The 24,416-nt window shown below is 41.9% G+C and carries 20 protein-coding genes; 18 read left to right on the forward strand and 2 right to left on the reverse strand.

Annotated features, from left to right (window positions below):
* Position 1 precedes the first annotated feature (1 nt).
* The 13 genes from G587_RS0118230 (at position 2) to G587_RS0118290 (ending at position 14,123) form a co-directional block, all read left to right on the forward strand.
* Entirely contained in the window at positions 2-2,926 is a 2,925-nt protein-coding gene (locus G587_RS0118230; protein WP_026493411.1) for an MFS transporter, read from the forward strand.
* A complete protein-coding gene (locus G587_RS0118235; protein ID WP_026493412.1) occupies positions 2,923-4,569 on the forward strand; it encodes a PP2C family protein-serine/threonine phosphatase in 1,647 nt (548 codons plus the stop codon). Before G587_RS0118230 ends, G587_RS0118235 begins: the two co-directional genes overlap by 4 nt.
* A gap of 66 nt (positions 4,570-4,635) precedes the next feature.
* Positions 4,636-4,899 (forward strand): acyltransferase family protein, encoded by a 264-nt coding sequence (locus tag G587_RS26910; RefSeq protein WP_026493413.1) that lies wholly within the window; start codon positions 4,636-4,638, stop codon positions 4,897-4,899.
* Between the two features lie 159 nt (positions 4,900-5,058).
* Positions 5,059-5,223, forward strand: coding sequence for a hypothetical protein (locus G587_RS25670; protein ID WP_155829616.1), 165 nt, complete (start codon positions 5,059-5,061; stop codon positions 5,221-5,223).
* A 50-nt stretch (positions 5,224-5,273) separates the two neighbouring features.
* Complete coding sequence (locus G587_RS23505; RefSeq protein ID WP_051201146.1) at positions 5,274-5,906, forward strand: HD domain-containing protein; 633 nt, start codon at positions 5,274-5,276, stop codon at positions 5,904-5,906.
* Positions 5,907-5,968: 62 nt separating this feature from the next.
* Positions 5,969-6,805, forward strand: a complete 837-nt coding sequence (gene larE / locus G587_RS0118255; protein ID WP_242830111.1) for an ATP-dependent sacrificial sulfur transferase LarE — start codon at positions 5,969-5,971, stop codon at positions 6,803-6,805.
* 59 nt (positions 6,806-6,864) lie between these two features.
* Positions 6,865-7,305: a LytTR family DNA-binding domain-containing protein gene (locus G587_RS0118260; protein ID WP_026493415.1), complete on the forward strand. Its 441-nt coding sequence runs from the start codon at positions 6,865-6,867 to the stop codon at positions 7,303-7,305.
* On the forward strand, positions 7,306-7,773 hold the full coding sequence (locus G587_RS0118265) for a DUF3021 family protein (protein ID WP_026493416.1): 468 nt from the start codon (positions 7,306-7,308) through the stop codon (positions 7,771-7,773). It begins immediately after the preceding gene.
* A 136-nt stretch (positions 7,774-7,909) separates the two neighbouring features.
* On the forward strand, positions 7,910-8,629 hold the full coding sequence (locus tag G587_RS0118270) for an ABC transporter ATP-binding protein (RefSeq protein WP_026493417.1): 720 nt from the start codon (positions 7,910-7,912) through the stop codon (positions 8,627-8,629).
* Position 8,630: 1 nt separating this feature from the next.
* Positions 8,631-9,419, forward strand: a complete 789-nt coding sequence (locus G587_RS0118275) for an ABC transporter permease subunit (RefSeq protein WP_026493418.1) — start codon at positions 8,631-8,633, stop codon at positions 9,417-9,419.
* Positions 9,420-9,590: 171 nt separating this feature from the next.
* The gene (locus G587_RS0118280) at positions 9,591-11,093 is read left to right on the forward strand and encodes an alanine/glycine:cation symporter family protein (protein ID WP_026493419.1); all 1,503 of its coding nucleotides are present in this window, start codon (positions 9,591-9,593) and stop codon (positions 11,091-11,093) included.
* 118 nt (positions 11,094-11,211) lie between these two features.
* Positions 11,212-12,651, forward strand: a complete 1,440-nt coding sequence (locus G587_RS0118285; protein ID WP_026493420.1) for an MBOAT family O-acyltransferase — start codon at positions 11,212-11,214, stop codon at positions 12,649-12,651.
* A complete protein-coding gene (locus G587_RS0118290) occupies positions 12,651-14,123 on the forward strand; it encodes a hypothetical protein (protein ID WP_026493421.1) in 1,473 nt (490 codons plus the stop codon). The genes G587_RS0118285 and G587_RS0118290 overlap by 1 nt, the downstream gene beginning before the upstream one ends.
* Before the next feature lie 156 nt (positions 14,124-14,279).
* Here the strand turns inward: G587_RS0118290 and G587_RS0118295 are convergent, their stop codons facing one another.
* Positions 14,280-15,725: an APC family permease gene (locus tag G587_RS0118295; protein WP_026493422.1), complete on the reverse strand. Its 1,446-nt coding sequence runs from the start codon at positions 15,723-15,725 to the stop codon at positions 14,280-14,282.
* Between the two features lie 260 nt (positions 15,726-15,985).
* Here G587_RS0118295 and G587_RS0118300 point away from each other — a divergent pair, with 260 nt between their 5' ends.
* The 5 genes from G587_RS0118300 to G587_RS0118325 all read left to right on the forward strand — a co-directional run bounded on the left by G587_RS0118300 (position 15,986) and on the right by G587_RS0118325 (position 22,842).
* Entirely contained in the window at positions 15,986-16,285 is a 300-nt protein-coding gene (locus tag G587_RS0118300) for an ATP-dependent Clp protease adaptor ClpS (protein ID WP_026493423.1), read from the forward strand.
* A gap of 1 nt (position 16,286) precedes the next feature.
* On the forward strand, positions 16,287-18,548 hold the full coding sequence (locus G587_RS0118305; protein ID WP_026493424.1) for an AAA family ATPase: 2,262 nt from the start codon (positions 16,287-16,289) through the stop codon (positions 18,546-18,548).
* Positions 18,549-18,697: 149 nt separating this feature from the next.
* Positions 18,698-20,335, forward strand: a complete 1,638-nt coding sequence (locus tag G587_RS23510) for a PP2C family protein-serine/threonine phosphatase (protein WP_051201147.1) — start codon at positions 18,698-18,700, stop codon at positions 20,333-20,335.
* Between the two features lie 391 nt (positions 20,336-20,726).
* Positions 20,727-21,809 carry a hypothetical protein gene (locus tag G587_RS0118315; RefSeq protein ID WP_026493425.1) on the forward strand — a complete coding sequence of 361 codons (1,083 nt, stop codon included), beginning with the start codon at positions 20,727-20,729 and terminating at the stop codon, positions 21,807-21,809.
* A gap of 358 nt (positions 21,810-22,167) precedes the next feature.
* Complete coding sequence (locus G587_RS0118325) at positions 22,168-22,842, forward strand: TVP38/TMEM64 family protein (protein ID WP_026493427.1); 675 nt, start codon at positions 22,168-22,170, stop codon at positions 22,840-22,842.
* A 25-nt stretch (positions 22,843-22,867) separates the two neighbouring features.
* On the opposite strand, the gene G587_RS23515 is transcribed toward G587_RS0118325, so the two are convergent.
* Complete coding sequence (locus tag G587_RS23515) at positions 22,868-24,304, reverse strand: family 43 glycosylhydrolase (protein WP_051201148.1); 1,437 nt, start codon at positions 24,302-24,304, stop codon at positions 22,868-22,870.
* Positions 24,305-24,416 lie beyond the last annotated feature (112 nt).

Here is a 24,416-nt window from a genome sequence, read left to right on the forward strand (position 1 = left end):
CATGAATGAAAAAATAATTAATAAAAAGAATGTTATTATCGCCGGGATAGTGGCGGTGCTTCTCCTTCTCATATTATTTTATAGTCATGAATATCTTTTAGTGAACCCTTTTTCTGACCTGTCATATGATGGCATAGTTTATGCTGCTCTTGATAAAGATGGTAATACCTATGTTGTAGATAAGGCGGGACAAAGGCTCTTAAAGGTTTCTCCCAAAAACAAGCTTATATGGAAAAAGGAAGCATCTTCTGGGCTGTTCAATAAAATTAACAGGGTTATTCCATCCGGAGATCGCATATTCCTTCAGGATGTTGAGAGTGGTGAAGGAATACGCCTTAAGGGTGAAAGTATAATTGAGCTTAATTCAAGAGGCAAACCAATTGAAACTGTCTCTAAATTTCTCTATTCAGAACTGACATTACAAGAGCATATAGTTGGTGTTTTTCCTGTAGGCGAACGGGAGATTGCCTATTTATATAAAACAAATGACAACATACGTCTCTTAAAGCCCGGATATAGTGAAACAACATATCCCCTCAAAGGTGCCGGACTGTACTTAAGGAGCAGCGCGTATGATGCTGAAACGGAAACAATCTATTACAGCACTTTTGATGGAAAGATTAAGCAATATGTAGATGGTGTCAGTGATAAAGTAATCTATGACTGCGCTGATTCAGAGGATTTAAGTATCCCGGCGGAGCTTAGTTATCATGATGGGAAACTGTATGCTACTGATATCGGGCTTAGATCAGTAATCGTTTTTGATACTAAAAGTGATGAGGTATCTTTTATTGAAGAAGATGTAAATCTGCTTGAAAGAGAGATAGCTTACAGTCTTAATGCAGGAAATGGATTAAAGTGTGTAACAGATTATTCGGTAAAAACATACCTTGGAGACAATTCATATGATTATTCTGTTTTCTGTAAACTGTCATACATAAACATAATAAAGAGCATTATCTCAAAAATTGCTGCCGCAGGCTTAATACTGATTATTGTTGCCGTTGTTACAGCTGTAGTTCTATACATTTTAAGGAAAGGATCTTTGTACGCAAAGATAATCCTTGGTATAGTGGTTGGATCGGTTATACTTTCCGGTCTTCTGGTGTCTGTCCTTATACCAAGATTTCAGGAAGAATTAACGGAAGCATTTTTTGAGAAAGCCAGTCTGGTCAGTGACATGACATCTTCCATGGTTCCAAAGGATGCATTCGTACGTCTTGACAGTGCGGATGATTTCATGAATGAGGATTATCAGGCAGTCAGGAATGTGGCAAGAAATATATTCTTTAATGAATCTGACAACATGAATGATCTGTACTGCGTACTTTATCATGTTGTAGATGGTGTGTATTCTATGAGCTACAGTCTGAAGGATAGTGTAGGATCTGTTTATCCTTATGACTGGAATTTGGAGGGTTCGCTAGAAGAAAAGGTTCTGACTACTAAAAGCAGTGAGAGATATATGAGTAGTACCAGTGAAGGTGAGTATCTCTTTTCCTATAAGCCGTTAATAAATGCCGCAGGTGATGCTGTAGGTATCATCGAAATAGGTAAGGACATGGCTACATTCAGGAATGAGATTAATCAGATGGTTCTGGATGCCTTCATCAATACTTTTGCGGTTACTATAGTCCTTATCCTTTTGATTATAGAACTTATATATTTCGTAAAAGGAAGAAATGAGTATAAGGAAATTCTTGTGGCCAACGGAGGAAAAGCCGTTCATGAACTGCCTTGCGAAATCATGAGAATGGTTTCATTTCTTGTATTCTTCTTAACTAATTTAAGTACAGCATTTCTTCCGCTGTACGCCATGGACCTGGCTGGAACTTCAGGGACTAATATTGCCCCTGAGGTTATGGCGGCTATCCCGCTTTCAGCAGAGGTTATTACCGGTGCTATCTTTTCCGTGGCAGGTGTAGGTATCATTAAAAAGATAGGAGAAAGGCAGACAATCTTCTTGAGCTCAGTACTATTTATGACTGGTTTTGGTCTGCGCATTATTCCTAATATCTGGGTGCTTATACTAGGCAATGCTATTGTTGGTGTGGGTTGGGGAGTGATACTTCTCGCAGCCACTATGAGGATAACGGATTTACCGGAGGAAAAGAGAGATATTGGATTTTCACAATATAATGTTGCTTCCCTAAACGGTGTCAACTGCGGTGTCGTAATGGGTGGATTTCTTGTTAACTGGATGAATTATCAGGGCGTATTTATAGTCTCGACTGTGCTTAGTATTTCTATGCTGATCCTGTGTACGAGATATTTCAATGCCGGAAAGTCTAGAAAGGATGAAGAAGAAATTGTTGAAAATGTGGACTCTATAAAGATAATGTCATTTATTATGAATCCCAAGGTGTTCACACTGCTATTTATGATAGTGGCACCTATCCTTATGAGTTCATATTTCCTGAATTATATGTATCCTATCATTGGCTCCGGCTTTGGACTCTCAGATACATATATTGGTTATTCATATCTGCTGAACGGACTTTGCGTGATGTTCTTTGGAGAACTATTGACATCTTTCTTTACACGTGTGAAGAAGAAACAGGAAGGACTTCTTATGGCTTCGCTATTATATGCCTTTGCGTTTTTCCTTGTAATTCGTTTTGAGAACATTCCGGCTCTGTTTGCGGCTCTTGCAATTCTCGGTATTTCAGACAGCTTTGGATTACCACTGCAGTCAGGTTATTACACGGAACTGGAGGCTGTGGAGAAATACGGATATGATAAGGCCCTTGGTATTTACAATCTGATTATAAATGTAGCTCAGTCAGTAGGACCTTTCGTATTCAGTTATGTTTTGATTGCCGGAATGAGCAAGGGACTTACCATAGTTCTGATTACACTTACTATTCTTGCGTTTGTATTCATCATTATAGGAAAAACAGTTGATAAGAAAAGGAGAGCCATATGAAGAAAATAGGAATCGGAGTGAAAATCTGCTCACTTATTGCTGCTGCTTTGATTGTTCTGTTTGTTGTGCTTTGTACATATAGTTACATGGTACACAGACAGAAGGTAGATGATTATTATGGTGAAAACGCATCCAGACTGGCTCTTTCTTTGGCAAATCAGACTGATGGTGACTTTATCAGGGAATTAAGGGCGCTGGTTGATGAAGATGAGTTTCAGCAAGTGCGGGAAAAAGCGCTGGAAACAGACGACTGGACTCCGGTAGAGGACTACCTTGAAAAGAAGGGTCTAAAAGAAAAATATAACCTGATTACAGACACGTATATGAGTTTTCTCAAAGATATGAATGTAAAATATCTGTACATTCATTCTATAGAGGGACCAATAAGTGTGTATCTTATTTCCGCAACTGAGGGAATTAAAGCACTTGGACTTGTTGGAGATAATGCGGAAGAATTTTCAATGTATACAACAAACGTACACATCGATCCTGCCGTATCAAACATGGATAACGACTGGGTATGCTCTGCTTATGAACCGATATACGATTCCAATGGCCAGGCTGTAAGTACTGTGGGTGTCGATATCGATATGAATAAGGTCGTTGGAGACAGAATGCATTTTATGTACCGTATGGTGACCTGCGGTGTTGTTATCACATTACTCTTTGTTATTCTGGGTATCATAACTATACGTAAAGTTGCAGTATACCCGGTGGAAGCACTCTCCAGTGGAACGAAAGCATTTACCCATGAGGAAACCGGCTATTCAAGAGAAAGTGTAATCAATCTTGATATAAAGAGTGGAGATGAGCTGGAAGAATTATACACTGATATCAAGACCATGCAGGTGAAAATTCTTGACTATATCGAGAATATAACAAAGATCACCGCTGAAAAGGAGAGGATAGGAGCAGAACTAAGTGTTGCTACCCAGATTCAGGCGGATATGCTTCCGCGAATTTTTCCGGCCTTCCCTCAGCGAAACGAGTTTGAGCTGTTCGCTACAATGACACCTGCAAAGGAGGTTGGAGGAGACTTTTACGACTTCTTCCTTATTGGAGATAATCATCTTGGTCTGGTAATGGCTGATGTTTCCGGTAAAGGTGTTCCTGCAGCGCTTTTCATGGTGATTGCTAAGACGCTCATAAAGAACAAGGCACAGCTTGGTGGGACCCCTGCGGAGGTATTGTCTTATACCAATGAGCAGTTGTGTGAGAGCAATGAGACTGAGTTGTTTGTTACCGTATGGTTTGCTATCATAAACCTGACCACAGGAAAAGGAATTGCTGCCAATGCGGGACATGAGCATCCTGCATTAAGGCGCGCAGACGGACAGTGGGAGCTTGTGGAATATAAGCATTCTCCTGCAGTCGCAACAATGGAAGGAATGAAGTTTAAGGAGCATGAATTTGAACTCTATCCCGGCGACAGATTATTTGTTTACACAGATGGTGTAACAGAAGCAACTAATAGCCAGAATGAGTTGTTTGGTGAGGAAAGACTTGTAAATGCTCTTAATAGAGAAGAGGTAGATACACCTGAAAAGCTTCTTAAAAATGTCAGAGAAGATATAGATACATTTGTTGGTGATGCACCTCAGTTTGATGATATTACAATGATGGGAGTCTTCTGGAAGGGATGATGGGGCTCAGCGCAGGAGACTGTTGTTGATTAGTATTAGCTGTTGACAAATAGGGTGTGAACAACTATGAGCGAAGCGAAAAAGAAGTATAGGATCGAACTGATCGACATCACGAAAGCGATAACGATTATTCTCGTGATACTTGGGCATACAACCGGTAACCTGGATACACCCATGTATAGGCGCTTGCTATATACCTTTCACATGCCGCTATTCTTTTTTCTGTCTGGCATGTCTACTAAACCGGGAGCGCTCCTGTTATGCGCTGTCATTGAAAGATATGTCCCTCAGCTTTTGGGACAGTTCCCACGATATCCGGATAAGGTTTGAACTGGATTTAAAAGAGGCATTCTTTATAGAGTGTCTCTTTTTATTATGCGGAAATGCTTGATTGTAAGTCGCTTAGTTGATGGGTATAATAATGAAATATTGAAAGTAGTGGATCAGAAATATAAATTAGAGGTATGAAAAAATGGGAGAGTATGAGAAATGTCACTTGAAAAAAGCGTACGGGACATAGATAAGATGAGCACAATTCTCCATGATGAATATGGGCTCCATCTTATTAACAATAAAAATCTGGCGTTAGGTTCAGCTAACTGCTACAAGGTTCATTGCAAAGAAAGGGCTTTAGAGGCTCTGACAAGGCCTTGACCATGCCCCTGGGGCAGACATTACATTAAAAATAAAAACGGAGGAATAAAATGTATCCGACAAAAGAAAAGGCAGAAGAATTACTTATAGATGCGGAAAAGAGTAATCCCGGAATGTGGGTAGATCACAGCAGAATCACTGCACACTGCGCAGAAAAGATCGCACAGTATAGCGGACTTGATACTGAGAAAGCCTATGTTCTGGGGCTGCTTCATGATATAGGAAGAAAGTTTGGAGTGTTTCATTTAAAGCATGTATCGGAGGGATATAAATATATGCTGTCCCTTGGATATGATGATGTAGCGAGAATATGCCTTACACATTCGTTTAATCTGGACAGGATTGAGGCGTATGTCGGTAACTTCGACACATCGGAAGAAGATACGGAAATGATCCGCGAAAAGCTAAAGGAAACCACTCAGGATGACTATGATAAGCTGATCCAGCTCTGTGATGCGATCGCAGGGGCAGAAGGAATCATGGACATCATAGACAGGATGAATGATGTGAAAAGTCGCTACGGTGCATATGATCCTGATAAGTGGCAGACTAATCTTGATCTTAAGGACTACTTCGAAAAAAAGATGGGAATGGACATCTATACAGCAGTAGATAAGGAGCACTACACTCTTAATCCTGATCAGTACTTTGATAAGGTCTTCAAATTTATAGGCTCCTTGTAATTTTCCAGGGTGCATGTTTTCATATAATAATAGAAAGATATACAAGCACAGAAGGGAATGACATGAATCAAGAATTGATGACAGAAGATTTACAGCAAAAGCTTGATAAGCTAAAGGACTACATTAAAAATCTCGGCTCCCTTGCAGTTGGCTTTTCAGCAGGAGTTGATTCGACCTTTCTACTTACAGTTGCCCATGAGGTGCTGGGAGACCGTGCGCTGGCTGTCACTACAGTTGATGCAGCGCTACCTGGGCGTGAGCTTAAGGAAGCGAAGGAGTTCTGTGAGCAGCGCGGAATAAGGCATGTAGTCTGTGTTGTTGACCCTTTGAAAATAGAGGAATACAGGAAAAACTCACCGGACAGATGCTATTTTTGTAAGCGCAGCTTTTTTACAGAAATCCAAAAGGTTGCTAAAGAAAACGGAATAGAATATGTGGCTGAGGGCTCAAACATGGATGACCTGGGTGATTATCGCCCCGGTCTTAAAGCCGTTTCTGAGCTTAAGGTTCAAAGTCCCTTAAGGGAGGCCGGATTATATAAGGCTGATATTCGCACGATTTCCAAGGCTATGGGCCTTCCGACCTGGAGTAAGCCAGCTTATGCCTGCCTTGCAAGCCGCTTTGTCTATGGCGAAGAGATCACCGAGGAAAAGCTTCACATGATCGATAAGGCGGAGCAGTTCCTTATAGAGAACGGTTTTTATGAAGAACGTGTGAGAATGCACGGGAACCTTGCAAGAATAGAAGTGCCTGCAAAGGACATCCCTCGTCTTGCTGAAAATGGAATGCGCGAAGCAGTTTATGAAAAATTTAAGGAAATAGGCTTTCTATATGTTACACTTGATATAGGTGGATATCGTATGGGAAGTATGAATGCCACTTTGAAGGACAAAGCATGATCTAAAAATAATGGAAAATAAAGTATGAAAATTGATGGGGATCAAACATATTACCTGCCATGAAAATTGACATTCAGAAAATTGACTCGGGAGAGGACAGTGTAGTCATCCGCTACAAGGAACTCACCCGGGATCTTAACAGAATAATCGGAATACTTCAGGGAGCTGACGATAAGCTCTGGGGCAAAAGTGACACGGGAAGCGAACTTATCAAACTGGAAGAGATACTTTATATCGAATCTGTGGATGATAAGCTCTTTGCATATACAGGGAACAAGGTTCTTAAGATTGACGGAACACTTAATTCTTTCATGACAGATTTTGATGATGGAACCTTTTTCAGATGCAGCAAAGCAATGGTTATAAATGTCAACAGAGTGGAGGCCCTAAAGAGCCTTTCTTCAAACAGGATTGATGCCACAATTGAGGGTGGAGAGCATATCATCATATCAAGAAGATATGCCTCGGATTTTAGAAGAATGCTAAGGGGGGATAGGTAAATGAAGGACAACAAAAAGGTTACCCTGTGGGAGCTGTATCTCACAAAGGAAATTGGAATTGAGTTTAAGGCATGCCTGTATTTCTTCTCCATTCTGTTTTATTACTGTGTATACAGGATGATAGGCGGTATCTTTGATGCTAGTATTCTGCACATGACGGAGATGATCTTTACCTGCTACTTCATCGGCTACATCCAGGTGTACCTGCTATGGAATTTCGATGAGGCAGATCAGATGGGAGTAAAAGAGATCTGCGGAATGCTTCTGTGTACGGCATTGTACTGTGCGGTTGCCCACTTTGGAAGCTGGTTTGATAAAAATCTCTTAGTGCTTTTGATATTTGCGGTATATATTCTGATCGTGTATATCTGCGTGTTCTTTATCTATAAATCAAAGCGCAGAATAGATGATAAAAGACTTAACGAAGACCTCAGACTTTTCCAGACTGAGCACAAAAAAAGTGAATGATAGAGGGGAAATAGTGCATCTTACGGGAACATGTATTGTTCCCGTTTTTTATTTTTGTTATGAATAAATTACAGAGAGCAAGAAAACAAAAAACTGCTCCAAGTGAGGACCAGATAACATAACAAGAGGAGGCACTATGAAAGAAAACGTAATAGAGATCAGAAATCTTACAAAGAGCTATGGGAAAAGCAGAGGTGTCATCGATGTATCCCTGAGCGTAAAGGCGGGAGATATTTTCGGATTCCTTGGACCAAACGGCGCAGGTAAATCCACAACAATTCGTTCCATGCTTGGATTCCTTAAGATAAATTCCGGAGACATAAAAATCCTTGGTATGGACAGCGTAAGAGACCATGAAAGGATACTAAAGGAGGTTGGCTACATGCCATCGGAAGCCTGGTTCTATGATTCCATGAAGGTAGGCGACGTAATAAAATATGCGGCTGATGTGAGAGGTGGAGATTATTCTAAGGAGGCTGAAAAAATCTGCGAGAGACTAAAGCTTGATACCGGCAAAAGAATAAAGCAGCTTTCACTTGGTAACAGGAAAAAGGTCAGCATCGTATGTGCAATGCAGCATAAGCCAAAGATCTTTATATTTGATGAGCCAACCAGCGGTTTGGATCCCCTTATTCAGAAAAAGTTCTTCGAGCTTATAAACGAATATGTGGATGAGGGAGCGACCTGCCTGCTTTCAACCCATGTTTTATCAGAGGTTGATAAGTACTGCAGGACTGCTGCGATAATGCGTGAGGGAAGACTTACAATGCTGGATACACCTCACATTGATGATGAGACCTTCCTTAGCTTTTATGAGGATGAGGCCACGACGGATAGTTTGTTGAAGGAGGCATAAAATGAGATCAGTTTTAAAAAGAGAACTTATTATAAATTTTAAAAATCTTATGATTTGGAGTTTATCCGTTGGAGCCATGGGACTTGCCTGCATACTCCTGTATCAGAGCATGGAGGGAGACATGAAAGAGATGGCGGATGCATTTTCAAACATGGGAGCATTTTCGGATGCCTTTGGAATGAGCACCCTTAGCATAGCAACCCTGAAAGGCTATTTCGCTACGGAGATAGGTGCTGTACACGGACTTGGAAGCGGTATGTTCGCAGCGATTCTGGCCATAAGCATTATTTCCAAGGAAGAGGAAGGACATTCAGGAGAGTTCCTGTTTTCGCTTCCCTTATCAAGAACCGAGATCCTTGCAGCCAAGGCACTTTGCATCGCTATTATGCTGGTGGCGTTTACAGTGATATGTACTGCATTTTATGCCATTGGATTTATGATGCTTGACGAGGCAATTCCTGAAGAGTTCTACACCTTCATGATGAGGCAGCTTCTTATGAATGCTGAGATCGCGGGCATATGCTTTGGCCTCTCATCCCTTGCGGGTAAGAACAGAATCGGGCTGGGACTTGGAATGGCGCTGATGTTCTATGCCTATGATGTGATGGGAAGAGTTATTCCCGACATGAAGGACTACTTATTTGTAGGACCCTATTCCTTTGCCAATGCTTCGGAGATTTTCATAGGAGAGGATACTCCGGTAAAAGCTATTGCTCTTGCAGTAGTGGTGCTGGTTTTGGGGGTATCCTACGGCTTCTGGAATTACAACAGAAGAGATCTTGCGAGCTGATTTGATTGATGTAATGCATTAAAACTTTACAAATGTATTGCGCTAAAGTGCAAAGTTTGATATTATACTGACAAGAACAAGGGTGTTCCATACAAAATTCCATGGAACGCCCGTTTTTTGTTTCATGGTGAATACCTTTGAAATAAAACACATCATATATCAGGAGGAGATATGGGTAACTTTTTGTCAGTTGTCGAAAACGTAAATAATGCTGTAAATGGTTTTGTATGGGGACTCCCCATGCTGATTCTGTTGGTTGGATGCGGAATTCTTATGACATGTCTTACGAAGTTTTTCCAGGTGTCACATTTTAAGCATTGGATCAAGAACACTGTTGGCGGCATTTTCAAGGATGATCATGTCACAGCTCACACAGGAAAAGAGGATACACAGATTTCTCAGTTCCAGAGCCTTTGTACAGCTCTTGCAGCAACAATCGGAACAGGTAACATCGCAGGTGTTGCAGCAGCTATTGCAGCAGGTGGCCCCGGTGCTATTTTCTGGATGTGGGTGGTTGCTTTCTTTGGAATGATGACCAACTTCTCTGAAAATGTATTAGGTATTTATTATAGAAGAAGAAATGAGAGAAACGAGTGGTGCGGTGGTGCCATGTACTATCTTAGCGACGGACTTGGAGCAAAGAAGGGCTGCAAGCAGATTGGCAGCGTTCTGGCTGTTCTTTTCAGTATCTTCTGCGTACTTGCTTCATTTGGTATCGGTAACATGGGTCAGATCAATTCCATAGCTGTTAACATGAATTCAGCCTTTGGTGTACCTCATTTTGTAACCGGCTTTATCCTCATGGTTCTCGCAGGACTTGTAATTGTCGGCGGACTTAAGAGAATTGCAGCAGTAACAGAGAGACTGGTTCCCTTCATGGCAGTTATCTACGTGATTGGTGCGCTTATCGTCTGCATCGTCAATATCGGACAGTTTGGCAATGTTTTTGCTTCAATTATAAAAGGTGCTTTCGGATTTAGAGCAGTTGGAGGCGGTATCGTTGGTAGCGGAATCGCAATGGCTGTTCAGTGGGGTATGAAAAGAGGAGTATTCTCCAACGAAGCAGGTCTTGGTTCATCAGTTATGGTTCACTCAAGCTCTAACGTTAGAGAGCCTGTAATCCAGGGTATGTGGGGAATCTTCGAGGTTTTCGCAGACACAATGGTAGTTTGCACCATAACAGCCTTCTCGATTTTATCAAGCGGACTTGTTGATCTTAATACAGGAAAAGTTTTATCCGAGCAGGTTTCAACAGCTCTTGTTGCAGAAGCCTTCTCAACAGTATTCGGCAAATTCGGCTCTGCATTTATTGCAGTAGCTATTCTGTTCTTCGCATTTTCAACAGTACTTGGCTGGAGCCAGTATGGCAGCAAGGGATTTGAGTATCTCTTCGGAAGAAAGAACAGCAAGTTCTACAAGATTGTTTTCGTATTCTTCGTAATCATCGGAGCTACAATGGATCTTACACTTGCATGGGATCTCTCAGATACCTTCAACGGAATGATGGCTATACCTAACCTTATCGGTGTCATCGCTCTCAGCGGAACAGTTATGAAAATTACAAAGAACTATGTAGACAGGAAGATACTTGGTAAGGATGTCAGGCCTATGCTTTCAGCAATCGCTGAGGTCCAGGAGATTCACGAGAAGGAAGTCATCGAGAAAATCTCTTAAAAATTAAGTTAAAGTCAGACAATACGGAAACCATCTTTATGATATTATTGTAAAGATGGTTTTCTTTTTCATTAAATGAAAGCATTTGAAGAAAAATTAATGCATTGAGGGAATGTTTATGATCTACATTTCGCTAAAATACTATGCATTGGTGCTGGTCGCACTTTTGCTCTACTATATTTTTCCTGTGAAGAAGCGCTGGCTCGTTCTTCTTGCAGGGAACATCGCATTTTACGTCGCCTTTTACAAGACAGGCTGGTGGATTTTCCTTGGGACGATAATTTTCAGCTACGCAGTCACGCTCCTGATGGATAAGCTTTTTACGAAGATGAGAAAAGCAGTATTCATTGCAGGAATTCTTGGCGTCACACTTCCATGGCTTGTTTTGAAAAACAGCAATTTCATAGTAGATGAGCTTTTGGGCACGGATCCCATCCAGTGGATTGTGCCCCTCGGAATTTCCTTTTACACCTTGCAGATTATCGGTTACATGGCTGATGTTTACATGAAAAGGATATCTCCTGAAAAAAACATCGCAAAGTATATTCTCTTTGTAAGCTACTTCCCACAACTGATCCAGGGACCTATTCCCAGATATGGGCAGCTTCAGCACCAGCTGGTGGATGGGAACAGATTCGACGAGGAGAAGATAGTAAAGGGCTTTCAGCGCATCGTCTGGGGCTTTTTCCTTAAACTTGTTATCGCAGATAAGGCAGCGGTAATCGTAAATACAGTATTTGACAACTATCCCGCATATTCCGGAGCATATATATGGCTTGCTTCATTTTTATACAGCATTCAGCTCTACGCGGACTTCCTTGCGTGTACCACACTTGCGAGAGGGGTAAGCGGGCTGTTTGGTATTGAGCTTATGCAGAACTTCGAGCGTCCTTACTATGCACTGTCGATCAAGGACTTCTGGAGAAGATGGCACATATCCCTCAGTACCTGGCTTAGAGACTACATCTATATTCCCCTTGGAGGAAACAGGAAGGGAAAAGCAAGGAAGTACATAAATCTTCTTATCACCTTTTTTATCAGTGGAATGTGGCATGGAGCAGGCTTCAAGTTTCTGGTATGGGGAATTATTCACGCGGTTTATCAGATCATCGGTGAGCTCACCTATGACCTTAGAGAGAAGCTTTATGATATCTGCGGAATTCGTCCGGATTCCAAAAAGAAGAAGTGGATAAAGCTAACCGGAAACTTCCTACTCGTTAACTTTGCATGGATCATTTTCAGAGCAAGTACCCTGAGGAAGGGCACACAGCTCATCTATAACATGGTGACTGAGTTCAATCCCTGGGTACTTCTAAACAACAGACTTTTCACTCTTGGTCTTGCCTGGAAGGAGATGCTGATCCTCGGAATCGGAATCTACATCCTTCACAAGGTTGGCGTATATCAGGAAGAGGGCAGGTCAGTGGGAGACCGCATTTTTGACCAGCCACTTCTTATCAGATGGGGAGTTTATCTTACTGCCATTGTTGGAATTATACTGTTTGGCACCTATGGCTTTGGCTTTGATGCGCAGGATTTTATTTACGGAGGATTTTAATGAAAAAGCACTGCACATTTGCAATCAGGGTCGTAATATTTGCTTTGCTATCATGCGTGGTCATCACTTTAGTTAATTATGTTATAACCCCGAAAAAATATATTGAGGATCTGTGGCCCACAACCACCACATTTAAGGGCTTTTATAAGATGGACAGGGATTCAATTGACGTCCTTTTCCTTGGAAGTTCCCATGCGGCAGCAGCTTTTAATCCTCAGGTAATCTATGATAAATACGGAATCACAAGCTACAATCTCGCCAGTGAGCAGCAGAACCTGGTGGTATCCTACTACTGGCTCAAGGAGGCACTCAGATATCAAAAGCCCACGGCAGTTGTACTTGATACATATATGCTTTACACCTTTGAGCCCTCGGAGCCCTTGAACACATCCGAGGCCTTCACCAGAATGGCCATGGATGCCATGAAGTGGTCAGGCGTCAAGTGGGAAGCGATTCACGATATATGCAGACTTGATACCTCACAGACCGTCAATAGCTTCATTTTCCAGAATGTGAGATTCCACAACAGATGGATGGATCTTAATGAAAATGATTTTGAATTCATAAGCTATGAGAACCACTACGAACTGAAGGGATTCTCGGCACTGAGTCAGAGAGGAACCTCGGATTCAGAGTTTGAGCCCATTCTTGTCAGTAACTTGGAAGCTTACGCAGAACCTGAGGAGCTGATGATGCAGTACCTTGATAAGATAGTAATACTGTGTGAGGACAATGACATAGACCTTATCCTTACTAAGACACCTTCTGAGAGCTGGGATGAAAACAGACACAATACCATTCAGGAATATGCCAATACACATAACGTTGATTTCTGTGACTTTAACGAATACATCGCCTATGAAGGCTCGGAATTCGATTTTGCCAAGGATATGAACGACAACTGGCACACCAATATCTGGGGAGCCAAGAGAGTATCCAAATATATTGCGGGGCTTTTGCAGGAGGATTACGCAGTGGAGGGTGAGCACTACGACGCTCAGTACGCAAGTACGGAGGATTATTACCAGCACGTTCTCACCGACTGTAAGATCAGTAATATCAAGGATATAAATGAGTATGTGGAAGAGATAGACCATCCGAGATACACAGTACTTGTGGCGGCTAAAACAGATATGACCTTCTGTGCGACAGATGAGGTCAAGAAAGCTTTCCATAAGCTGGGATTCGACCTCGATTCAGAGGAATATGACGGCTATTATGCTGTAAAAAATGATGAGGAAATCAACCAGGATGTTGGCCAGGATATTCTTCATTTTGTAGGCAGTGCCAGAAACAACCTCGTAGACTACTCAATCACTTCCAAAGGCTATTACGCCGGAAATGACTGCTCAATCAAAATAGATGACGTCGAATATGCAAAGCAGGGTGAGGGAATAAATATCGTCATATATTGCAACGACACCCGAAGAGTCATCGACTCCGTTGTCTACGACGGTACCATGAACCGATAAAAATAGATGATTTTAAAAATGAAATAAGCTGCAAATGCCGATTGTTTTAAACAACGTGAAATGAGGCATTTGCAGCTTATTGAGTTTTATAAAATCACTGCGGAGCCGTAAACAAACATTTCCGCATGGATGATTATTATATTCTGGCCGTCATGTTTACGCAGCCTTTTTATTGGATACGCTCTTGCTCTTTTCGTTCTTGGCAATGATAGGAAGGATTACTCCAAGTGCTGTAAGTACGAGAGGAGTGATTACGTTAAGTGCAAAGGTGAAAGGATCAGTATCGTACATACCGAGGATACAGCTTCCTGCTGTTACGAGGAAACACCAGCCACCGAAGAACAGTGCAACGCCCTGATTCTTAACGAAACGATACTCTGCAGGGAACTTGTCGCCGGCCTTACGAAGAGCCATGTAAGCGAAGAATACCCAGAGGTAACGAAGAGGCATGCATACTGAGTTAAGCTTTGTGAGCTGCTTAAGTACTGCTGCAGCGCCGGGTACGAATGATTGGATAAGGATGATTGAACCTGAAAGAACTGCAACCATCTTGATACCGTTTACATAAGCACCTGCATCGTTTTTCTTAAGAAGACCTGTAGGGATGAACTCTCTGGCGTGCTCGTTGTCGAGAAGCATACGAAGAGGAGCATCGATACTAAGTACAAGTGTTGAAAGCTGACCGATCATGTTACATACAGCATAGATGATAAGAAGTGAATCACCTACGTGATAGTAGTTACCGAGCTTCTGAAATGCCCAGTAGCTTCCGTTTGAGTTGTAAGCGTTGAAGCTCTCTGTGGAAGCATTGATCTCAGCGGGATCGAACATCATACCCATTGAGATTGTTCCGAGGATAGCACATACAACTACCATGATAGCAAGTGTGATCATGGACTTAGGGAAGCCCTTGCTGGGATTCTCTACCTTATTAACATAAGGAGAGATCTTCTCACATCCGCCAACTGCGAATACGAGGATTGAAAGTGATGTGAAATACTTAACATCAAAGTTAGGAATAAGGCTCTTTGTAGTGAAATCCATTGATACAAAACCTGCACCGGGATTGATGGCAGGAGCTGCAAACATCATAAGGATGTAAAGGATTGACATAACGAACATACTTGTTCCTGCGATAGTAGCGAGCTTCTTAAGAGGGTTAAGACCTCTTGATGCAACCCAGCAGAATATAAGAAGAATTGCAAAGGTTGCAAGCTGTACAGCAAGAGTAGGGAATGTGTCATAAGTCTCACCATTTCTGAAAACAGCCCAGCTAAGTGCCTTAAGACCGCCTGAAGACTTAGATGCAATGTAAGTGATGTGGCATGCCCAGTAAGTCCAACCTGCATAGTAGGCAAGCTTGGGACCAGTAGTACTGAGAATCCATGAGCTTACACCGCCGCCTGATGTCTTGAATGCAGAACCGAGCTCACCTACCATAAGAGCGTAGGGAATAAAATAAAGTGCAAACATGAGTATCCAGCTGAAAATAACCTGAATACCATTGAAATAAACGAAACCGTTAAGAACGTTTCCGAATCCCCAAACTGTGGAGAACGCAATGAACGCAAGTGTACTCCACTTCATACGTTTTGAATCCATTTCTTAGTTACCTCCTAATAATAAAAACTTCATTAAAAAAATAGATTCGCTTTTAAGCGCAACTTTTATATTTTAATGCATAAAAGTGCAAAAGTCACGAACTAATTTAAGCATATTTTGTGCATATTAGACCGTAAATTATGTAAACGTAAGAATAGGTATTGTTTGACTATCCATCATGGCTCGTTTTATCATTATTAAATAGAGGCCAAAGTCAAAACCATAAAATGGCTTTATAAAAATGCTACGAGGAGGCTAGAATGGCAACTCAGGGAGCAACCAAGGAAAAAACAAAGGATCTCATAAAGGAACCCAGGCAGTTTAATGTTCTCATGTTTAACGACGACTTCACCACCATGGAGTTTGTGGTTGAAGTTCTTGTGGACATTTTTCATAAGGACGAAGTGACTGCCCAGTCCATAATGATGAACGTCCATAAAAACGGTCAGGCGGTGGTGGGAAAATACCCCTACGATATTGCCAGGACCAAGGTGGACACTGCCCTTGCAAGGGCAAGAAATGAGGGATTTCCCTTTAGAATGAGCGTAGAGGAGGCATAATATGAATCTGTCCGGAGAAGCAATGCTCGTTCTGCAGAAGGCGATAGAGTTTGCAGCTGAAAAAGGATATGAATACGTAACACCGGAGATGATTCTTCTGATGATATTGAAGATTCCGGAGTTTGTAGCCGCTTATGAAAATTGCGGCGGAGATAAGAAGGCACTGAAAAAGCGCCTGAAAAAGTATATAGAGAAATATGTCGAGAAGTCTAACGGCAATGAGCCCACACTCTCAACAGGTACTCAGCACATGATCAACTTTGCCGGTCAGAGTGCCTTTGGAAGCGGATGCGACCAGATTTACATACGGCATTTCATACACGCCATCTGGAATCTGGATAACAGCTATGCAGTTTATTACATGGAACAGGACGGCATCGCAGAGCCTGACCTTCTGCAGGAGATGGCATTTATCGAGGATGAAGTTGAGGTCACTGGTACAGCCGGTGGAATGGCAGTAGGTCATGAAAAGAAAGAGGATGCAGGTAATCTTAAGATTTTTGCACCCTGCCTAAATGACACCTTGGAGGATGTGAATCCGCTTATAGGAAGGACCAATGAGCTGGAGCGCACCATTCAGATTCTGTGCAGGAAGGATAAGAACAATCCCCTTCACATAGGTGAGCCCGGTGTCGGTAAGACCGCGATAACCTACGGTCTTGTGGAGAGATTAAGGAGCGGTGATGTTCCGGATGCAATTAAGGGTGCTAAGATATTCGCCCTTGATCTTGGCGGAATGCTTGCAGGAACCCAGTATCGAGGCGACTTTGAGAAGCGCTTTAAGCGTGTTCTTACGGAGATTGGAAAAGAGAGTAAGCCTATTATTTATATAGATGAAATCCACAATCTCTCAGGAGCTGGAGCTGTTGGAGAGGGCTCTTTTGATGCATCGAATCTTCTTAAGCCATATCTTACTGACGGACATATAAGGTTCATTGGTGCGACCACCTTTGAGGAGTATAAGAAGTACTTCGAAAAAAATAAGAGCCTTGTCAGAAGATTCCAGAATGTGGAGGTCAAGGAGCCAACAGAGGAGGAGAGCATCAGAATCCTCGAGGGACTCCGTGAAAAGTACGAGGAATTCCACGGCGTAAAATATGGCAAGGACGTGCTTGAGTACGCTGTTAAGATGAGCGCCAAGTACATAAATGAAAGATACCTGCCGGATAAGGCAATAGACATAATCGACGAGGCAGGCTCTTACAGAAAGCTCCATCCCGTGGAGGATAAGAAGCAGAAGGTTGGAAAGGATGTAATAAATGAAATCTTGACTAAGATCTGCAGAGTGCCGATAGAGACTGTGGAGACTGACGACATGACAGGTCTTGCAACCCTTGAAGACAGACTTAAGGGCAAGATATTCGGACAGGACGATGCCATAGGCCAGGTTGTCAATGCGGTTAAGTTCTCCAAGGCAGGACTTTCCGAGGAGAATAAACCTCTGGCGAGCCTTCTGTTTGTGGGACCTACTGGTGTTGGTAAAACCGAGATCGCCAAGAGACTTGCTGCAGAGCTTGGCGTGAAGCTCATACGATTTGATATGAGTGAGTACGGTGAAAAGCACGCTGTTGCCAAGCTCATCGGCTCACCTGCGGGATATGTTGGCTATGAGGAGGGTGGTATCCTCACAGAGGAAATAAGGAAGAATCCTTCATCTGTGCTCCTTCTTGACGAGATAGAAAAAGCCCATCCCGATATCTTCAACGTTCTTCTTCAGGTTATGGATTATGCAACCCTTACCGATAACCAGGGAAGAAAAGCTGATTTCAGGAACGTGGTTGTTATAATGACCTCCAACGCAGGAGCCAACAAGCTTGGAAAAAGTGGCATAGGCTTTGTAAGTGAAGGTCATGACAACAGCGTCCTCATGGAAGAGGTGAAGAGAGTATTCCAGCCTGAGTTTAGGAACAGACTTAGCAAGGTTGTGGTATTTAACAGCATGGATTCCGAGATGGCAACCCTTGTTGTAGATAAGAAGCTCACAGAGCTTAAGGACCAGCTCCTTGCCAAGAAGATTGAATTCACTGCAGATGAGAGCGCAAAAAAGCTTCTTAAAAAGCGCGGCATCAGCCAGGAATTCGGTGCAAGAGAGGTTGATCGTGTCATCAGAAATGATATTAAGCCTCTTTTCGTTGATGAGATACTGTTTGGTAAGCTTAAGGACGGCGGAGAGCTATCTCTGTCTGCCGATGAAGAGAAGTTTACGATAGAAACCAGCGAAAAGAACAGGAAAAAGGCTGACGAAAACAATAATGATAATTAAATTTGGGCGCTCCGAAAGGGGCGCTCTTTTAATTTATCAGACGTCACGGGCTATTACGAAAGTATAAATTTTTTTATTGATATTTCGGAAATTATTTATTTTTTTCATGTTACAATTATTTTGTATAACTATTTTTATGAGGGCGTGTGATGAAAAAAACCGGAATTAAAGCAAAAATAATGCTCATGACAACTGCGGCGATGTTTCTTCTGACAGCCACAATTGGTGCTATCGGATACTTTATGTTTGACAGTAAGGTTCTTGATAGCTATATAAAGTATGCGGAAATGGTCGTTAACTGTGCTAATACCAATTTTGCCTATAATCAGATGGGCGACATGATAGTGCGCAGAGAAATGGGTGAAAAATATGATGATGTCAGAAAGGCCTTAAATGATCTGAAGGATGATTCTGATATCAAATATCTGTATGCTGTATTTTTTGATGATATCGATGATATTTATAGTCTGAGATATGCCATAAATGGTAAAAGCACAGCGGAACGAAACGCCGGTATTCCATATAGCTACATGAATGATCCCTGTGAAAAGGAGGGGTATGAGGATAGTCTGCTGATGCTGTTCAGGGAAGCTATTCTCCTAAACGATGAAGAAGTCAGGTATAAGGAAAGTGATACTAAACAATATGGAAGACTTGTTACCTGTTATCAGGTAATCAGGGATAGTAAAGGTGAAGCTGTAGGAATTATTGCCGCTGATATTGATGCTAACCAGATAACAGCAGATATAATGACTTACCTGAGGATAGTTGTAATTACAGCAATTGTTATCACTGTTATAATCGTTTGCATATTCTTAAATCGGATAGATTCATACATCACAGGTCCTGTAGATGAAATAGCACGTAGTACAGATGATTTTGTAAAGCAGATGAAGGAAAATGTCCAGCCCGAGGAGCTTATATTTAATAAGCCCAAGATCAGGGTTCAGGATGAGATTCTGGTACTTACTGAGGGCGTAGAGAGTCTGACGAGCGGCGTCAAGACTTATATGGAGAATCTGCGAAGTGTCACAACGGAGAAGGAGAGGATAGGAGCAGAGCTAAGTGTCGCCAATCATATTCAGGCTGACATGCTTCCTCGTATATTCCCGCCGTTCCCTGACAGGACGGAATTTGATCTGTATGCAACAATGACACCTGCCAAGGAAGTGGGTGGAGACTTCTACGACTTCTTCCTGGTTGATGATGATCATCTTGGCCTTGTCATGGCTGATGTGTCAGGTAAGGGAGTTCCTGCGGCGCTATTTATGGTTATTGCAAAGACCCTTATCAAGAACAGGGCATTGCTTGGAGGTACACCATCAGAGGTGCTTTCATACGCCAACGAGCAGCTGTGTGAAGGTAATGAAGCAGAGCTCTTCGTCACCGTATGGTTCGCTATTATCGAGATATCAACAGGAAAAGGTGTGGCAGCAAATGCCGGTCACGAGCATCCTGCCGTCAGACACGCAGACGGAGATTGGGAGCTTGCTGTTTACAAGCATTCACCTGCAGTTGCGACCATGGAAGGAATGAGTTTTAAAGAGCACGAATTCCAGTTGCAAAAGGGTGATAGTCTCTTTGTTTACACTGATGGTGTTACAGAGGCTACAAACGCTAACGATGAGCTGTTTGGAAATGATAGACTCCTACATGCATTAAATAGGGATAAGAGTGATGATCCCACTGTATTCCTTAAGAATGTCAGGGCCGATATTGATGAATTTGTGGGCGAAGCTCCGCAGTTTGACGATATCACGATGTTGGGACTTCACTGGAATAAGTAATATAGTGAGTTGTATCAGAGTATGATATGTGCGGGCAGAACTGAAAAGTTCTGCCCGTTTTCAATGGTGACTTAAACGTTACATAAATAGAGTTTTTTAGTGTAAAGTGGATAAAAAATCCATCAGAAAAATATTATAATCATAAAATATTGTAATTTGCATTCAGATTGTGATTATGATTGAAATGTGAAAAAACTGTGTATTTACTGTGTTTGTGGCGTGAACGTAATTATAAACATTTTATAAATTTTATTAAATGCCGCGAAAGCGCCAATTTTAGCGGCTTGACATTGTTTTTTGTGGTGCTAGAATTGTAATTGTCACGAACCAAAGTTGACGATTACTAACGTAATATCGTTAACGATTATTATCTTATGATGGAGGTATTCATATGAGAAAATTCTCTAAGTTATGTGCTGCTGCGCTCGCAATGGCACTCTCAATTACAATGGTTGCACCCATTAGTGCAAACGCTCAGGTTTACTGGGAAAAGGATGCAAATGGTAATTATACCGTAAAAAATGAAGACACTGATAAGAGTGTAAAGATGGAAGATGTTGAAGATGGAGATAAGGATGCTGTTGCATTTGCTATTAAATCCAGAGCTAAGTCTGTAACTATCTCTACCAATTCTTACAATGAGGTTGTTTATTTTATAACTACTTCTGATGTTGCAAAATATAAGAACTTCAAGTCAAGTAAGAAGAGTGCCATGAAGGTAAAGGTTATTGACCAGATTGAGGTAGATAACAATTTAACAAAGGGAAAAGAGCGTGATTTTGACTATCAGACAAAAGATAAAAAATACCATTACAGAAATGTAAAGAACGATTTAGTAGAGACCGCTAACTATAACGATTTGCCTGATGGAAAAGGTGGTGGATACTATGGCGTAAGACTTTATGCTAAGAAACCCGGCACATATAAGGTTAAATTCGAAGCAGAGCTTAAGAATGGTGGAACAGAGAAGCTCTCCCTTAAGGTTATAGCTAAGGATAATGGCGAAGCTATTAAGGATATTACTTTTGCTGGAAAGTCACTGACAAATGCTATTGATGAAGACGCAGAGGCTTATGCTCTTAAGAATAATAGACTTTGGGAGAAGGGCTTTGGAGCAAATACAACACTTGCTAAGAAGGGTACAATCCGTGTTACCATGAACGAGAACTTCAAGCTTAAGAAGATTGAGTATGGTGTATATGAGACTAAGGATGTAAATGGTCAGAAGGAAAGAGTTAATCGTGATTCATCTCTTGATCCTTCCTATAAGATTAAGTGGAAGAAGGTTAAGAATGGCAAGAAGATTAAGCTCAGCAAGGTCGATTTCGACAAGAATAGCTTTGATAAGGATGGCATAAAAGTTAAGACAAGTGGTAATACTGAGACAACTACATTCGTAAGAATTACTTATAAGGATACAAAGGCTAAGGTTACACGCAGAGTAATTTATTCAATCCAGAAGATCAACAAGTAATTATCTTACACGACAGAGAACATATAATGACCATACACTCGCTTGGTGATTGAGTTCTTTGAAACTTAAAAACAAAATGGGTAGCTCCGGGGCAGTAACGCTTCGGAGCTATTTGCTGCAAAGTAAGCTCTATTCGCTGTCACAGTAAGAGCTATTTTCTGTACATGACCGGCAAGTGCTTCTGAAATCTGGCACCTGCTATGATTCTGAAATCTTGCACCTGCTTTGATCGGGGGAACTGGTAATTCAGGCATGCGATTTTTGAACATTATGCCTGCTACAATTTGAAGAACAGAAAAATCAGGCAGTCTATTTTGATACATGGTTGCATACAGATAGAAGAGAATAGGTATACATTTTGGAAAACGAGAAATATGTAATTCGAACAGTCATCACAATTTCACTTATAACGATCTTTTTGCTTGCTGTCTACTTCTTTATCGGCAGACCCATGATTGAGTTCGTGGGCGACAGAGAAGGCTTTCAGGCATATATTGAGTCGCAGGGTACCCGGGGAATTATTGTCTTTGGAATGTTTATATTTTTCCAGACGCTCTCAAGTTGCATTCCCGGCCTTCCTTTTTACCTTGCTTCCGGAGCGGTTCTTGGTGGCCTTGAGGCTGCTCTTATTTGTGACGCCTTCGCCACCCTTGGCAATACTGTGGCATTTTTGCTGGGGAGGAAGTTTGGAAGAAATTTTCTCTGCTTCCTAATCCCGGAAGAGAGACTGGTGCAGATTGAGGAATTGATCCTCGATAGGAATCCAATACTTATGCATGCCATGTTTATGATCCTACCACTCCCGAAAGATACCTATTCATGGATTGGCTTTTATTCCAAAGAAAAAGTTATGACCTGGATGATCATAACTTTTATTGCTAGATTTCCGCAGATTTTCCTATATACCTATGGGGCAGAAAAAGTCCTCGAGAACCAATATGGGTACATTATCGCTGGCGGTATTTTCGCAACTCTTGTTTATCTTGTTCTTGTCCTTCACATTAAGAAAATCAGAAAGGAGAAGGATGGGTGACCAGTGTGCCCAAATAGATTCACTTTTATCTATCAAAAGTGAATCTGTCAAAAATAAAGGTTTCCTCAGCGTCATCTGAAATAAATTCAAAATATACAGCATGTTTTCCGATGACACCAGTTTTGATTTCAGCAGTAGCTTCTGTGGAGCTGCCATCAAATATAAGTTCAGCAATTTCCCGGCCCTGATATGAATCTATACGAACCTTTATTTTTAATGTCTTTGCTTCTTCAAGAATTGCAGTGACGGTTTTAGGAGAATTTGCACCAAACTGAAGATATCTAAAGCCCACTGTTGTTCCGCCTGTAATTCCAACGACAGGTGTAGACAATTCATCTTTTTGCTCATAGTCAGGACGTACATAGGCATGCTTTTTACTTCCGAAAATATGGCAGGCATATCCAGCTGAAATCCAGGAATATGCATCCAATCCGTTTATATGTGGCCCCTGAGAAGTCATCTCCACAGGCCCGGATGATACGGGCTCACCGCCTATAAACTTCACATCACCGATATAGAGATTCCCATCTGCGCCTATGGCGACATCGATTGGCTCAAGCATTGCCTGTCTGGAAAACTCATTTACGCCGGTCTGGCGATGGTAAAATACATACCATTTTCCATTTACTTCCATGATAGAGCCGTGGTTATTTCCCCACTGGTAAGTCATGGTGCCTTTTCCTTCAGAATCATGAAGTATCTCTCCACCATTGAAGCTTATGTCTCCACCATCATGAAAAGGTCCAAAGGGACTGTCGCTGAATCTATAGGAAAGAAAACCGTTATTTTCAGTATAAACACCAAGCTCCGGAACGGGCTTCTCGTAGCGCTTGGAGTATATGTAGACGTATTTACCCATGACCTTGCGTGGACTGGAGGCTTCGAAGAATCCATCTATCAATGAGATGTGTCCGTCATCAACAGGATTCCAGGGACAGGTTGAATGTCCCAGAGGATTCTCTACAAGTGTTCCCTCTTTTATGGTAGCCATATCGTCCTCGAGTTCAGCAATATAGCAGGGTGCCGCGCAACCTCCCCAATATGCGTACACTCTGTTGTCATCATCCACCAGGATTCCCGGATCAAACCCCAGCTTTGTTTCCACCGGGTTCTCGAAAGGTCCCCACGGAGTTTTTGAACTTGCAACAACTACAAGACTTCCGCAGTGTTCGGCAGCGTACATGTAATAGGTATCGCCTCGTTTAACAACATCCGGCGCATAAAGTACGGAATCGTAGTGAGTTTCATAGGCTACGCCATGACAAGTCCAATCCGTCAGATCATCCACCGGCGCAGACCATACGACGTAGTTGCGACCACAGTACTTATCTTTCTCAATGTCGTGAGATCCATATACGTAAACTCGCTTTTCATTGTCATGCTCGAAAACTCTCGGCTCCCCATCCGGAACATGCTCCCAAAGCGGCATGTACGGATTTGCTCCCTTTATAAACTTTTTCATACAAACTCCTCCCGTGAATTATTGAAAATATGATTGGTAATCAAAATTTGTTATGTTAAAGTCATTTTTGAATGCTGTCAACAGAAAAAATATAAAACAAGAAAAAGTATAG

The organism is Butyrivibrio sp. XPD2002, from assembly GCF_000423945.1.
GTDB lineage: Bacteria > Bacillota > Clostridia > Lachnospirales > Lachnospiraceae > Butyrivibrio.

Excerpts from the sequence above, each read along its gene's own strand:
- G587_RS25670 (WP_155829616.1), top strand. The coding sequence starts at position 5,059 with ATGTCACTTGAAAAAAGCGTACGGGACATAGATAAGATGAGCACAATT.
- G587_RS0118275 (WP_026493418.1), top strand. The coding sequence starts at position 8,631 with ATGAGATCAGTTTTAAAAAGAGAACTTATTATAAATTTTAAAAATCTT.
- larE (WP_242830111.1), top strand. The coding sequence starts at position 5,969 with ATGAATCAAGAATTGATGACAGAAGATTTACAGCAAAAGCTTGATAAG.
- G587_RS23510 (WP_051201147.1), top strand. The coding sequence starts at position 18,698 with ATGAAAAAAACCGGAATTAAAGCAAAAATAATGCTCATGACAACTGCG.
- G587_RS23515 (WP_051201148.1), bottom strand. The coding sequence starts at position 24,304 with ATGAAAAAGTTTATAAAGGGAGCAAATCCGTACATGCCGCTTTGGGAG.
- G587_RS0118305 (WP_026493424.1), top strand. The coding sequence starts at position 16,287 with ATGAATCTGTCCGGAGAAGCAATGCTCGTTCTGCAGAAGGCGATAGAG.
- G587_RS0118270 (WP_026493417.1), top strand. The coding sequence starts at position 7,910 with ATGAAAGAAAACGTAATAGAGATCAGAAATCTTACAAAGAGCTATGGG.
- G587_RS0118290 (WP_026493421.1), top strand. The coding sequence starts at position 12,651 with ATGAAAAAGCACTGCACATTTGCAATCAGGGTCGTAATATTTGCTTTG.
- G587_RS0118265 (WP_026493416.1), top strand. The coding sequence starts at position 7,306 with ATGAAGGACAACAAAAAGGTTACCCTGTGGGAGCTGTATCTCACAAAG.
- G587_RS0118315 (WP_026493425.1), top strand. The coding sequence starts at position 20,727 with ATGAGAAAATTCTCTAAGTTATGTGCTGCTGCGCTCGCAATGGCACTC.
- G587_RS23505 (WP_051201146.1), top strand. The coding sequence starts at position 5,274 with ATGTATCCGACAAAAGAAAAGGCAGAAGAATTACTTATAGATGCGGAA.
- G587_RS0118300 (WP_026493423.1), top strand. The coding sequence starts at position 15,986 with ATGGCAACTCAGGGAGCAACCAAGGAAAAAACAAAGGATCTCATAAAG.
- G587_RS0118295 (WP_026493422.1), bottom strand. The coding sequence starts at position 15,725 with ATGGATTCAAAACGTATGAAGTGGAGTACACTTGCGTTCATTGCGTTC.
- G587_RS0118235 (WP_026493412.1), top strand. The coding sequence starts at position 2,923 with ATGAAGAAAATAGGAATCGGAGTGAAAATCTGCTCACTTATTGCTGCT.
- G587_RS0118280 (WP_026493419.1), top strand. The coding sequence starts at position 9,591 with ATGGGTAACTTTTTGTCAGTTGTCGAAAACGTAAATAATGCTGTAAAT.
- G587_RS0118260 (WP_026493415.1), top strand. The coding sequence starts at position 6,865 with ATGAAAATTGACATTCAGAAAATTGACTCGGGAGAGGACAGTGTAGTC.
- G587_RS0118230 (WP_026493411.1), top strand. The coding sequence starts at position 2 with ATGAATGAAAAAATAATTAATAAAAAGAATGTTATTATCGCCGGGATA.
- G587_RS26910 (WP_026493413.1), top strand. The coding sequence starts at position 4,636 with ATGAGCGAAGCGAAAAAGAAGTATAGGATCGAACTGATCGACATCACG.
- G587_RS0118285 (WP_026493420.1), top strand. The coding sequence starts at position 11,212 with ATGATCTACATTTCGCTAAAATACTATGCATTGGTGCTGGTCGCACTT.